We start from the raw sequence: 13,271 nt of genomic DNA, 5'->3' as shown, positions 1-13,271 counted from the left end.
TTAGCCTAGCAATCCGCATCTGGCGCGGCTTGCTGGTAGAGCTGCTCAGCAGCCTCCGGCGTGTAAACAGCTCTTGTACCGCCAATCAGCTTAGGCCGTGTAAATGCCATGGTCACATAAGCATGACCCATATTCCGTACGGGCGGCCGTGCAGGCACAGCAACGCGGCGCAAATGCATCCCGATCAGCGTACTGCCAATATCAATTCCGGCGTGTGCCTGAATCGTCTCAACGACAACAGGCTTCGCGAAGTGGCGATACGCATATGAGGCCATGGAACCGCCGGCTTTTGGCACCGGAATGACCGACACAGGCTCCAGTTGAGGGGAGATCGTGAGTAGATCTTCCTCAATGACAAGCGCTCGATTCAAATGCTCGCAGCATTGAAAAGCCAGGTGCAAGCCGAACTCGCGGCTTATGCGCTGCGCTGTTTCAAAAATCGGCCGAGCTGCATCCAGCGTCCCTGATGTCCCAATCCGGTGACCAAGTATTTCACTCGTGCTTGTACCAATGACCAGAATTTGTCCTGGTCGTAGATTGCCCACCTTAACCAACTCACGAAGATTTGTTTCCAAATCCTCTGCGATCGTGTGAAGTATGGAATTTGTCATAGTGGTCACCCTTATGGATGAATCGCGAAGCGATCTTCGATGCTTTGCAACTTGTTAATGCGGTTCTGGTGACGAACACCTTGCGAAAATTCTGTTTCCAGCCAAATTTTCACGATTTCCTCAGCAACACCCGGTCCAATAACACGCTCGCCTAACGCTAATACATTCGTATCGTTGTGTTCCCGTGTAGCTTTAGCAGAGAATAGATCATGGACCAGCGCGCAGCGGATGCCTGGAACCTTATTCGCGGCGATCGACATCCCGATGCCTGTTCCACAGATCAGAATCCCCTTGTCAGCTTGACCTGAGACTACATCGTCACAAACCTTCATCGCATAATCCGGATAATCAACGGAATCTGCTGAGCTGCACCCGTAATCTATGACCTGATGGCCTAATGATTCAATAAAAGGAATGATAACATCTTTCAAACGGTAGCCTGCATGATCCGCACCTAAGGCAATTTTCATGGATAGAACGCTCCTTTGCTTGTTCGAATTCGACCATTCTATTATATCCCAAAGTCCACCAGAAAACGAAAAAAAGAGCGGACACGCTAGAAATAGCGCGTTGCTCTTTTGCCCAGGCGACCGGCCGTATAGCTCAATGCTCCATTGTGGTTACTCCCACTCGTCGCCAGTTACATTGAGTCTTGCTTGATACATCCATCTTATCGCATTATACGTGAGGTGTAAAGATGTCTCCGCAAATCATTTGCCAGGCTGCGGGTCATCTTTTCGCTCGCGGATCTTTTTAACCAATTTATCTAAACTTCCGTTAATTTCATTCGCCGTCTGCCGATAAACTTCCAATGGTCCACCGTATGGGTCAGAAATATCGTAATCCGGAATTGAATCTTCAAGCTTATAAATCCGATTTCGCTCCTCGACGGTTACCGTTTGTGAAAGAGCCTGCTTAAGCTGAACTTCCGTTACCAGCCTCTCCCTTTCCTCAATCGCCTGAAGGATTCGATGATCGTCCTCTACATATTCTTTGAGCGTAAAAATCTTATCAATTGCACCCGGGAACCGCTGGATAACCGTACGTTTATGCCCCATCGTCATCGTCAAAATGAGATCTGCCCACTTCACCTCAGACTCTTGAATGGCTAATGAACGAATAGACTCTTTGAACCCTGCTTCCTGCAGCAGCGCTGCACTATTTCGGGAGATCGGAGTGCCCGTCATCGCGGATACGCCAGCTGAACGAACTTCCGCCGCAAGTCCTTCTTGGTGCACCCTGATACGCAGCAAACCTTCGGCTAATGGACTGCGGCACGTATTTCCTGTACAGACAAATAGAATTCGCAACATGAGATCCTCCTCAGAGTTTTCCGTAGGAAAACTTACTTCGTAAGCATAGGCTGAGTTTTCCGTAGGAAAACTTACTTCTTGTGCATAAGCAAACTTTTAATTTATACATGAACTGAGCTTTCTAACTTACATAAGCAGATCCAGCTCCGCCTCTTATTGTATCATAGCAAAAACTTGATCCCAAACGCGAGCAGAATAAGCCCGCCAAACGCTTCGCCATACTCGCCAACCCAGCCGTTCACCCGCCTGCCCACCAATAATCCAGCTACAGAAAGCAACGCACCGAACAAACCAAATACAAGCACGGTTAACAGGATATCCGTCGCAAACATCCCTAAGGATACACCTACCGAGAATGAATCAATACTGACACTAAGCGCAAAAATCGTCAGCCCCCATAAGGATCTATGATCAAAAGAAGTTGCTTCCTCTCCTCTAATTGAACTATATACCATATGGGAGCCCAGAAGAATGAGCAAACATCCGCCAGCTGCAGTAGCCACATTACCAAGGAGAAGCGAGACATATTGCCCCATAAAAATGCCCATTAATGGCATTATGATATGAAAAATGCCAATCACCATGCTTATTTTAAAAATATCCACCAAGCGAATCCCCTTCATGCCGATACCAATTCCCAAGGAAAAAGCATCCAAACCCAAGGCTATCGCCATAATGAATATGGTAATTATCTGTCCAAATTCAACGCCGTTTACGAGCATAAGTGCTGTCCCCCTTGTCCGCTTTCTTAACCAAGATATGCGGACAAACTGGGAATCATGCTAGCTAAACACGTACAAGCCGGTGACCGGCTGCCTTGCGCAGACGATTCATAATTGCCTGACCAATCCCCGTTTCTGGGCAGCCTTCTGCGACAATATACTGAATCCCTTGCTGGTCAAATTTCCTTAATGCGGCGTAAAGCTCCTGAGCAATCGTTTCTGGTTCAGCTAACGAGCCGCACGCAATGACCAGATCAGCTTCAAACTGAGAGGCTCTCTCTTCAAAAGTAAGAATACCCGTCGATTCCCCGCGTTCCATAGCCGCTTGAATGTCGCGCTGAATCCAAGCAGCCACTGCAGGGGCATCATCTCCATATACGATATGCATGTATCCCTTCGGCGCATAGTGCGTGTACTTCATGCCCGGAGCACGGGGTGTTTCTGAAGCTTGTACATCTTCCCGTTCTGTTTCATGAATTCGAATAGCTGGCAGCGTGGACTGCAACTGCTCTGCCGTAACGCCGCCTGGACGTAAAATATACAGCCCACCTTCTACAAGCTGAATCACCGTCGATTCAACACCTACGCCCGTCCCGCCGCCATCCACAATCCCACCGATTCGGCCATCAAGATCTTCTCGAACATGTGAAGCCAGCGTCGGACTCGGTCGACCAGAGCTGTTGGCGCTTGGCGCTGCAATTGGAAGTTCTGCTTTGCGAAGCAGTTCCAGCGCTACAGGATGATCGGGTATACGAACGCCTACGGTCGTAAGACCGGCAGTCACCAACGACGAAATGCTACCTGTTTTCACAGGCAGCACAATCGTTAGAGGGCCAGGCCAGAAAGCCTCCATAAGCCTATGATGATCAGGCGTGACACTAGTCGGCTCAACGAGATCTGCGAGCTGCCCGGCATCCGCGATATGGACGATCAGTGGATTATCCGATGGTCGTCCTTTGGCTGAGAAGATACGTTCTACCGCAGTGGTATTCGTAGCATCAGCTCCAAGGCCGTATACCGTTTCCGTTGGGAAAGCTACGGTGTCTCCGCTCCGCAGAAGCGCTGCGGCCTCTACTATTTCTCCACCGTTGTCACTGACCCTATCCGGGTCCACTTTCCAGTATTTTGTCACGATCTATCATCCTTACTTCCGAAATGAATTGTAGGTATTAATTCAACCAAGTAACTAGACAAACTAAAACAAATAACTAAACCTATTAACTAAACCAATTAACTAAACCATGAAACGATCTTTTTAGTCATTTCCCAAATGAAAAACTTCACTTTGGGCTGTGAGTCCGCAGCTGCATCAGTAGTAGCGTCAGCAATAACAGGCTGCACTTTCTCTTCCGCGCTAACTTTCACCTCTTTAGCCTGTTTTGCTTTTGCTGTTGGTGCAGGTGAAGTTTTAATCTTGTCTTGGCTCTCTGTTTTGGCTACAACAGCAGCTGCTGCTACCGCTTCTCCTGAAACAGAGTCTACAAAGCAAAGCGGTGGAAACAGCACACACCACCAATTCTGACCTTCCCCGCTGCCAATCGTGACGCGAAGCGCCTCGTAATCACCTGCAGGGTAAACTTCGTTGCCGTACATTTTCGTTGGGAAAGGAACTTTGCCAAGTTCAACCGTATGTGTATAGCGATATCCACGAGATTCGATCATTTGCCCTACCAGCGCATCGAACTCTGGCAAATGAGCCACTACCACTGCTCTTGCTTCATCCAAAGAGTGCGGGCCAACAACCCAGTCCTGCATACGCACAATAATCGCATCACGAATTTCACGTTTCAGAGCCTGATCCTGCGCTGAATCAGAGTTTGCTAGAATACGCAAGCGAATAGATTCTTCCGGTATAGTAGGCGAAATAACCGCCGCATTGGTACGATTGGATTCCCAGCTAGTTATCATAACAATAAGTGCAAAAGCCACGAATAATAAGTGCTTGAATGAATGGCGATCCGTTCTTTTTACCATGAGGAAAAGCCCCTTTCCCTTCGCTTCTACTAGCCAGTATAGGCAAAAAGAGGAGAGGCTAAACCTAGTAATCTATTTAAATTTGGTAGATTTGATAGAGTTGTAAGAGCGAAACCAGCATTCCGATCATCTTAAGGGAACTGGAGTACTCTATTGCGAGGAAAACAGGCTGTTTCCTCTTTCTGGGGGAACTACAGGGTCTTATTTGGGCCTCCTAGCACGTTTTTCGAGCCAAAGCCGCAATATAGCGGACCGTAGTTCCCCTTACAGGTGGAAGAAGTGCCTTTGTAAGCAAATAGCGGACTGTAGTTCCCTAATAGCTAAGTGAGAACAAGTGCGTACAGATCAAGGGAAAATGATCAAGTGCGTACAGATCAAGTGCGTACAGATCAAGTGCGTACAGATCAAGAACCCTAGAGCTCCCGCGCCCGGATCGCGATCACGTGGCGATCAATCCCCTGGAGATCCGGCACGAACCGGATCTCCTCCCAATCCGCGGCGGCGCGCAGCATCGCCGCAACAGCCTCCGCCTGCCCGATGCCCACCTCGAACCCGACCACAGTCGGGATTCGCGGCAATAGCGGCAGCTGCCCAACCATCCGGCGGTACAGGTCGAGTCCCTCGACACCGCCGAACAAAGCCGTGTGCGGCTCGAACAGCCGCACCTCCGGCATCAGCGCCGGGAGCTCGCCATCAGGGATATATGGTGGGTTAGACACCAGTATATCCGGAGCGATCCGGCGCTCAATATAAGGCTCGAGGAGGTCACCCTCGAGCCACTCCACCCGCGCAGCCACGCCGTGGCGCTGCGCGTTCGAGCGGGCCATCTCCAGCGCTGCCGCGGAGATGTCGCTGGCAGCCACGCGCCAGTCAGGGCGCGCGTGAGCCACGGTCACCGGGATGATGCCGCTCCCGGTGCCAACATCCGCAAGCAGCGGAGCGCCTTGCGGGAACAGACGCGAGCCCTCGTGGAGCAAAGCCTCCACGAGCAGCTCCGTCTCCGGCCGCGGAATCAGCACCGCCGGGCTAACCGCGAACGTAAGGCCGTAGAAATCCTGCTCGCCGATTACATACTGTACCGGCTCACCCGCGGCCTTCCTCTCCACTAGCTGGCGCCAAGCGCCCTCCAGCTCAGCAGGGAACTGTTCCTGGAAACGGAACAGCAGTTCCGTCCGACTGCAGCCCAGTAGGTGCTGCAGCAAAAGCTCCACACAGGAAGCAGCCTCAGCTACACCCAACTTCCCTAAAAAAGAAGAAGCCTCTACATAGGCTTCTCTAATCGTCTTCGAGGCAGTCGGCATCACATTGCCTGCTCCCCATTATCCAAAGCATCCGACTGTGCAGCAATCGTTAGCGCCGACACGATTTCTGCCATGTCACCGTTAAGCACTGTATCTAGTCGGTGGAGCGTCAAACCAATCCTGTGATCCGTAATCCGGCTTTGAGGGAAGTTGTACGTGCGAATTCGCTCGGAACGGTCACCTGTACCGACTTTGCTTTTACGCTCGCCTGAGTATTTCGCTTCCTCTTCCTCACGAATCTTATCGGAAATCCGTGCACGCAGTACGCGAAGCGCTTGCTCCTTATTGGAGTTTTGCGATTTGCCGTCCTGACATGTTGCAACAATTCCCGTAGGCACGTGCGTCACGCGAACCGCTGATTTCGTCGTATTAACGGACTGACCGCCCGCTCCGCTTGAACAGAATGTATCTACGCGGATATCCGAGTCATTAATAATGATCTCCACTTCTTCCGCCTCAGGCATCACAACAACTGTCGAAGTAGAAGTATGAATACGTCCGCCTGATTCAGTTACTGGAATACGCTGTACACGGTGCGCCCCGCTCTCAAACTTCAGCTTACTAAAAGCGCCTTTACCTGTGATCATGAAAATAATCTCTTTAAATCCGCCCAAATCATTGACGGAAGCATCCAGAATTTCCGTTTTCCATCCTTGCCCGTCCGCATAGCGGGTATACATACGGTAAAGATCCCCTGCGAATAACGCGGCTTCATCGCCACCTGCCGCTCCGCGGATTTCAACGATGACGTTCTTGTCGTCATTCGGATCCTTTGGCATCATGAGCATTCTGAGTTGTTCTTCCAGACTAGCTGCTTGCTCGCTAAGCTCATCGATCTCCATTTTCACCATTTCACGCATTTCATCATCAAGCTTTTCATTCTGCATCGCTTTCGCGTCTGCCAATTGCTCGCTTACGCTCTTATATTCATTGTAAGCATCGTAGGCTTCCTGAAGATCGGACTGTTCCTTCGAATACTCTCTAAGCTTCTTAGTATCACTCGTCACATCCGGGTCACACAGCAGCTCACTTAATTTATCATAGCGGTCCACAACGGACTGAAGTCGATCCAACATAACGGATCACTCCTTTCTTTATTTTTTATTGATTAAACATTAAATCGGAAGTGCATAACGTCGCCGTCATTTACCACGTACTCTTTACCTTCCAGACGCACTTGCCCTTTTTCCTTCGCGCCATTCATGGAGCCAGCCGTTACCAAATCCGTATAAGATACAACCTCGGCACGAATAAATCCACGCTCGAAATCGGTATGAATAACACCCGCCGCTTGAGGAGCTTTCGTTCCTTTGCGGATCGTCCAAGCTCTAACTTCCTGCACCCCAGCTGTAAAATACGTATACAAGCCAAGCTTGCGATATGCTGCTTTAATCAATCTATTCAAGCCGGACTCTTGAAGTCCCAACTCTTCGAGGAACATTGCTTTTTCTTCTTCTTCGAGCTCAGCAATCTCGGATTCCACTTTCGCGCTGATCGAAACAACTTCGTTGTTTTCTTTCTCTGCGTACTCTTTAACGATTTTGACGAATGGATTCTCATCTGCTGTGGATACTTCGTCTTCGCTCACGTTGGCCGCATAAAGAACAGGCTTCATTGTCAGCAAGTGAAGGTCGCGAACGAGCAGCTTCTCATCATCGCTCAAATCGATACTGCGCGCTGGCAGATCGTTATAAAGAGCTTCCTTGATGCGTTCCAGACACTCAACCTCAGCTACAACTTTCTTGTCGCCGCCTTTCAGGTTTTTGCGGGAGCGCTCGATCTTTTTCTCGACAGACTCAATGTCAGCCAAGATCAATTCAAGATTAATCGTCTCGATATCGCCAATCGGATCTACTTTACCGGAGACGTGAGTAATATTATCATCCTCAAAACAGCGGACAACATGCACAATGGCATCCACTTCACGAATATGTGCCAAAAATTTATTTCCAAGCCCCTCGCCTTTGCTCGCGCCCTTCACCAAACCCGCAATATCAACGAATTCAAAGGCTGTCGGAACAATGCTTTTAGGGACAATCATCTCTACCAGCTTGTGCAATCTCTCGTCAGGTACTTCAACTACCCCAACATTCGGATCTATCGTACAGAACGGATAGTTTGCAGATTCTGCCCCCGCCTGTGTAATTGCATTAAACAATGTCGATTTTCCTACGTTCGGTAGACCGACGATACCTGCTTTCAAAGCCATCGTAGTTACAACTCCTTAATTTTCGAAAATCATCCTTCTTATTATATAGTACTTGGAACGCAAAAAAAAGCCTGTAGGCTACTGATTAGCCGCAGACTTTTTTTCCAGTGCTTTTTTTGTTTCATTTTCCCGCTTCTGGACGAAGTAGGTTTCAATCTGATTTTTTAAAATAAATCCGCGCAGCGCGTTCGTTTTCTCCTCTGGAATGCTAATAAAACTAGCCCCGTAATAATAGCCGTCATTCGTTTTTTCTTGCCGAACAATTTCCATTGTACATGGCACCAAAAAGCCCAAAATCAACTCTACTTCCAGTTGGGAATTCTTCTGAATGACTTTTTCTAGCATCACATTCTCATTAATTGTGAATCCTAGGCCATTAATGGATAGATTCTTGATAGAAAACCGCATCGGTGTTTCAAACTGATGTTTAAGTTTCTTGTTTTTGTCTTGAAGTCCGAAGAGAAGCCCTTCATTCTTCACATCCACGCGGGGGAACTCCCGCTTTTCCGTGAACTTCCTGCGGTTTTCAGGAGGATTCAGAACAATTAATGAGCCCCGCTCTTTGGCCACAACTGTCGTGTCCATAACGAACAGCCCGGATTTCGTGTATACCGTCATTTTACACTTATCTCCCAGCGCAAAAACATCATATTCCGGCAGCTCCACTTCAATGATATCACCGAGTGCATAGGTCAATACGCCAGTGGCTACGAAATCTTCCTTGCTCAGCATTGCTTTGCTGTCAATCATCACATCAGCGTCATACCCTTCCTTGCTGCCATACTTCGCTGATTTATCTTTGCTAACCATTTCTTGATCACCCTCCCCCGCGTTTCATATAAAAAAATAGACTGCCCCTTTTGTCGGGGACAGCCTATTACCTCAATCTAAAAAAGCATCGATTTTCGGTAACCAGGCTGTCGTAGTTCCATAGGAACCGTAGACCCTCGGCTTTGCGTCCTTACCTTTCGGCAAGTTTGCCATTATCGAACCCTGCACATGTCATGTCATGGTTTGTCGTACAATATCATGCTATATGGTCTAAAAGACCTACATCAACTCTCATTATACGGTTGGATTTCCCTATTATCAACTAATTCTCTTGCATACATCTTGTATTTGTTGTATGAATGAAAAAAGAAATAAATATCCACAACTTTTTAAGTTATACACATTGTTATCCACAGGTTGTTAACAACGAATATTTGTTCGATCCTTTGTTCACATGTGGATAAGATAATTTTTAGTGAGGTGTCCCCCTGTGGATGAATATATGGAGCATATTCCATGGATGAAAGCAGCTATAGAGGAAGCACGTAAAGCTGAAGCGATTCGCGAGGTGCCGATTGGTGCTGTTGTTGTCCATCAAGGGCAAATTATTGGCCGCGGCTATAATCTACGTGAAACTACGCTGGATCCACTTGCCCATGCTGAAATGATTGCTATCAAGCAGGCGAGTGAACATTTGCAAGCTTGGCGATTGCTTGACTGTAAGCTCTACGTCACGTTAGAGCCATGCCCGATGTGTGCAGGTGCCATTGTCCAAGCGCGCGTTCCGCAAGTGATCTATGGCACTACCGATCCCAAGGCTGGCTGCGCGGGAACGTTGATGAACTTGCTGCAGGAGGACCGGTTCAATCACCGGGTCGACGTCGTCAGCGGCGTGCTGCAAGAGGAGTGCGCGACGATGCTGACGCAGTTCTTCCGGAAGCTGCGCGGCAAGGAGTAAACGGTTGAGCGAGCAAGTTTCGTCGTAAGCGGTGGCTTCCACTTCTGCGAACGGGCGGGAACTATGATCCGTTATTCACCGGATATTGAGCATTTTAGCGAGGGAAGAGGAACTGTGGTCCGCTATATCTTCATTTTTAGCGTCAATATAAGCTATCTTGGCTGAATAGGACCCTGTAGTTCCGTCTGAACCTTGGAATCTGTGATCTGGCAGAGATAGTGGCCTGTAGTTCCTCATCGCACGAAGCGTTCAGCGAAATTCAATTACATGCCTAAATCTTGCCACTCAAAGGTTGCGCCACCTAAGGCTTCGTGCTATCATAATCTTTGCCATGCGCCCGTAGCTCAGCAGGATAGAGCAACAGTTTCCTAAACTGTAGGCCGGATGTTCGAATCATCTCGGGCGCGTATACAAATAAACGCCAGTTAACGGTATTAGCCGCTAACTGGCGTTTATTTTTTATTCTCAAGACAATTATTTTCTTTTAAAGCTGTTTTCACACTTTGCAGAAACATCCTCGGCTTAAAGTTCTTTCCCTCCAGCAAAAACTCAATTCCTTTTACCTATCCACATGTTAATAAAATGAAAGGCCGCCAAGTCAATCCGTGATACTAACAGGAGCATAAATACAGACTTTTTCGAACGTTATTAACAACGAAAAAGAGGGAGGGTTATCCCCAAATTAGAGGAAGAGGGACTAAGCAGTAGCACTCAAGAAAAAGCATACGCTACGTTGTACTTTCTGCAACAAAATGACTGAGGTCCGGCCTGAATTCCCAGTTTCGTTGTACTTTGTGCAACATTATGGAGAGGGAGGGGAGGTATTTACACCATACAGGTCCAAATGAGTGTACTTCATGCAATGAAGCAGACAATTGCTAGGCAAAAGCCGCTTCTGTGTTGTACAAAGTGCAACATGGCCTGCTTCGGTATGAAGCAGACCGTGTGAAGCAGATCCCTACACATCAGGTTTAGCCTCATTAAAAAGAGCCCACCGCTTCAAAAGCGGCAGGCTCCATTTATCTCATTCGATCCCGATACTGTCCCGGCGTCATATTCTCATATTTTCGAAAAAGACGTATGAAATACGAAGGCTGATACCCAATCTGCTCGGCAATCTCGTTGACCTTGAGGTCCGTGCTAACGAGCAGTTTCTTGGCTTTATCCATACGCAGAGTAATTAAATAGTCAATGAAATTCACACCATTGATTTGCTTGAAAGCCTTACTAAGCGCATAGGTCGTCGTATTAAAAGCGTCCGCGCACTCCTCCAAGGATATATCACTGCTCATGAAACGCTCCTGAATCCGCTCCGTAACGCGCTCCACCAGCCGCTTCATATGGATGTCCTGGTACTCATTCAGTCCTTCAATATAAGGGGATATAACCTTCGTCTGGAAGAAGCGCACCATCTGCTCAGGTTCCCGAAGCTGATTCAACTGTTCGTACAGGTTGTAGCCCTCGAAGAAATGATGCGGATTAAAGCCTGACTCCAGCATAGTATGCAGCATACTGCCCAGTACCTGCATAGCGCCTTCCTGGAGGATCTTTTCTTTGCTCGACTGGCTGACGAGCTCATGAATGAAACTCTCGATCAGGCTCAGCGACTGCTCGCTTTGTCCCATACGAATGGCTTGCATCAGCTCTTTCTCCAAAGCGAACGGATAATGCACATCGTCATTGGTGCTTGGGAGCATCTCCTCCAAGTCCAGAACTTGATGGGCTGCTTTCAAGTCCCGATAGCGGATAGAGCTGCGCAGAAATACCAAAAGCTGCGGCAGATCCTGCACGTTAGCTGTTAAACGCCCCATGGAAACAGTGGTCTGCATTTTAAGAAGGGAGCTAATGGTTTGTCCCAAATCATCTGCCAGCAGATACAACTCGTCTTTGGCCTGCTGTTTCGTCTGATCCATGGGGTAGGAAAGCAGAATACCTACGGTCATATCCTGAAAGTTCATAATTTCCGCGTTCTGGCTCTGCGTCTTCACGATCTCTTGCGCAATATTCGCTGCCGCGAAGGTCGCCAGTTGTTCCTCATTTTCCAGGAATCGACCATCTTCCTTTGCAAAACCGCTGATCTGCACCAGCAGCAGAACGAACCACTGGGACTCCGTCTGCCAGTCGAAGCTCGCCATCCGCCCTCTTAGTTCTGCCTCGCTTAGGGAGTAAAAATGTCCCTGTACCAACTGCAGAAGGAACGCCGACCTTAAGGCAGGATAAGCCTTATCCAGCTTGGATTCGAGCACCCTGCTCTCCTGGCTTAAATGCCTCCACTCCTGCTCAATAAAGGCAAGGTCATCCGCTTGGCTCTCCTGTGTAGGCTTATAATCCTTGATCACATTCACCAGCCGCACAATCGGTTGATAAATGCGCTTAGAAGCCACCCATGAAAGCAGCACAGCCAAGAGAAGCCCGATTCCCCCAATACTGAGCATACTTCTAGACATAAACTCTACGGGTGCCGTCAATTGCGATAACGAGGTTGCCGTAACGAATTTCCACAGTGTGCCTGAACGAGAGAACTGGCCGAAAGCAACCGAGTAGGACTGGCCTTTACGGTCTAGAATGTAAGAGCCTATCTCCTCAGACCGCCCTATGACGCTTTCCCTAACAGCTGCTTCTAATTCAGCATGCTCCTCATTCCCATTACCTGAGGAAATGATAATATGTCCATCCTTGCTCATGAGAAACGCGGCACCGTTGGGATCCGTGGCCATTTCTTCAACCATCTCTACCAGCTTTTCACGATTTAAATATAAAATTAGAGCCCCATACGGCTCACCCACGCTAGGAAGCTTCTCAATAAGAGCAATGGAGGTCGAATCTGGTTTCCCGTTGCCTCTAGGCAGAGACTCCCACCAGAAAACTCCTCGCGCTTGCTTCATTAACGTGTGGAAAATATCCCGCTCCTCCTGAGTAGCAATCGGAACTATACCCTCACTATCCGAAATAATAACAGGATCTTGTCGGTCCAAATATAGCTGCGCCTGATCAATTAAAGGGTACGCTCCCTTCATGAGACCGAGAAAACGATATAGATTTTGCGTAGTATTGTATTCATCTTTCAGGTTCATATCCGCAATTCTGGCATCCATCCTGATATCGAGAGACCACTGCGTAGCAGCCAGCTCGAGCTGAGCCAGATTATCATTCATACGATCCATCGTTTTCTTCAGCAGGGTATCATGGTTGCGCATGATCTCCTTCTCAATATGCGCACGTCCCGTAATGTAAGAAGTGTACCCGATGATGGCTGTAGGCAAGCTGGTAATGCACAACACCAAGATCAAGCTTCTGCGATAAAAATTCCCCCTGCCGGAACGTTGTGCCCACAAATACCAACTCTGCCTCCATCGACTCCACATCATCTGTCCCTCTTTCATCAAATGCCGAAATCCCCCCCGACTGCCGC

12 protein-coding genes, 1 tRNA gene and 2 riboswitches are annotated in these 13,271 nt (G+C 48.5%); of the genes, 2 read left to right on the top strand and 11 right to left on the bottom strand.

Translation table 11 applies throughout. From position 1 onward, the window contains the following. Positions 1-5: 5 nt before the first annotated feature. From GQF01_RS09335 to GQF01_RS09290, 10 genes are all read right to left on the bottom strand, one after another. Positions 6-611, bottom strand: coding sequence for a TIGR01440 family protein (locus GQF01_RS09335; RefSeq protein WP_161406561.1), 606 nt, complete (start codon positions 609-611; stop codon positions 6-8). Between the two features lie 11 nt (positions 612-622). Then, on the bottom strand, positions 623-1,081 hold the full coding sequence (rpiB, locus tag GQF01_RS09330; protein ID WP_161406560.1) for a ribose 5-phosphate isomerase B: 459 nt from the start codon (positions 1,079-1,081) through the stop codon (positions 623-625). A 103-nt stretch (positions 1,082-1,184) separates the two neighbouring features. Continuing rightward, a riboswitch (ZMP/ZTP riboswitch) is annotated at positions 1,185-1,265 on the bottom strand. A gap of 56 nt (positions 1,266-1,321) precedes the next feature. Continuing rightward, a complete protein-coding gene (locus GQF01_RS09325; protein ID WP_161406559.1) occupies positions 1,322-1,924 on the bottom strand; it encodes a low molecular weight protein arginine phosphatase in 603 nt (200 codons plus the stop codon). Positions 1,925-2,085: 161 nt separating this feature from the next. Next, positions 2,086-2,646, bottom strand: a complete 561-nt coding sequence (locus GQF01_RS09320; protein ID WP_161406558.1) for a manganese efflux pump MntP — start codon at positions 2,644-2,646, stop codon at positions 2,086-2,088. Positions 2,647-2,710: 64 nt separating this feature from the next. Beyond that, on the bottom strand, positions 2,711-3,778 hold the full coding sequence (locus tag GQF01_RS09315) for an L-threonylcarbamoyladenylate synthase (RefSeq protein ID WP_328803428.1): 1,068 nt from the start codon (positions 3,776-3,778) through the stop codon (positions 2,711-2,713). 98 nt (positions 3,779-3,876) lie between these two features. After that, complete coding sequence (spoIIR, locus tag GQF01_RS09310) at positions 3,877-4,620, bottom strand: stage II sporulation protein R (RefSeq protein WP_161406557.1); 744 nt, start codon at positions 4,618-4,620, stop codon at positions 3,877-3,879. A gap of 413 nt (positions 4,621-5,033) precedes the next feature. After that, positions 5,034-5,921 (bottom strand): peptide chain release factor N(5)-glutamine methyltransferase, encoded by an 888-nt coding sequence (prmC, locus tag GQF01_RS09305; RefSeq protein WP_161406556.1) that lies wholly within the window; start codon positions 5,919-5,921, stop codon positions 5,034-5,036. After that, positions 5,921-6,997 carry a peptide chain release factor 1 gene (prfA, locus tag GQF01_RS09300; RefSeq protein WP_161406555.1) on the bottom strand — a complete coding sequence of 359 codons (1,077 nt, stop codon included), beginning with the start codon at positions 6,995-6,997 and terminating at the stop codon, positions 5,921-5,923. The genes prmC and prfA overlap by 1 nt, the downstream gene beginning before the upstream one ends. 32 nt (positions 6,998-7,029) lie before the next feature. Beyond that, on the bottom strand, positions 7,030-8,130 hold the full coding sequence (gene ychF, locus GQF01_RS09295; RefSeq protein WP_145668607.1) for a redox-regulated ATPase YchF: 1,101 nt from the start codon (positions 8,128-8,130) through the stop codon (positions 7,030-7,032). A gap of 78 nt (positions 8,131-8,208) precedes the next feature. Next, positions 8,209-8,940 carry a PilZ domain-containing protein gene (locus tag GQF01_RS09290; protein ID WP_161406554.1) on the bottom strand — a complete coding sequence of 244 codons (732 nt, stop codon included), beginning with the start codon at positions 8,938-8,940 and terminating at the stop codon, positions 8,209-8,211. Between the two features lie 94 nt (positions 8,941-9,034). Continuing rightward, a riboswitch (cyclic di-GMP riboswitch) is annotated at positions 9,035-9,122 on the bottom strand. 281 nt (positions 9,123-9,403) lie between these two features. Between GQF01_RS09290 and tadA the strand changes: the two genes are divergently transcribed. Continuing rightward, complete coding sequence (gene tadA / locus GQF01_RS09285; RefSeq protein ID WP_202556224.1) at positions 9,404-9,859, top strand: tRNA adenosine(34) deaminase TadA; 456 nt, start codon at positions 9,404-9,406, stop codon at positions 9,857-9,859. Between the two features lie 333 nt (positions 9,860-10,192). After that, a tRNA-Arg gene (locus tag GQF01_RS09280) sits at positions 10,193-10,266 on the top strand. A 612-nt stretch (positions 10,267-10,878) separates the two neighbouring features. Here GQF01_RS09280 and GQF01_RS09275 read toward each other — a convergent pair. Beyond that, on the bottom strand, positions 10,879-13,242 hold the full coding sequence (locus tag GQF01_RS09275; protein ID WP_235959333.1) for a helix-turn-helix domain-containing protein: 2,364 nt from the start codon (positions 13,240-13,242) through the stop codon (positions 10,879-10,881). Positions 13,243-13,271: the final 29 nt, after the last annotated feature.

Origin of the sequence: Paenibacillus silvestris (genome assembly GCF_009882985.1) — a bacterium.
Taxonomy (GTDB): Bacteria; Bacillota; Bacilli; order Paenibacillales; family NBRC-103111; genus Paenibacillus_E; species Paenibacillus_E silvestris.
This window is presented reverse-complemented; position numbering and strand designations above follow the sequence as displayed.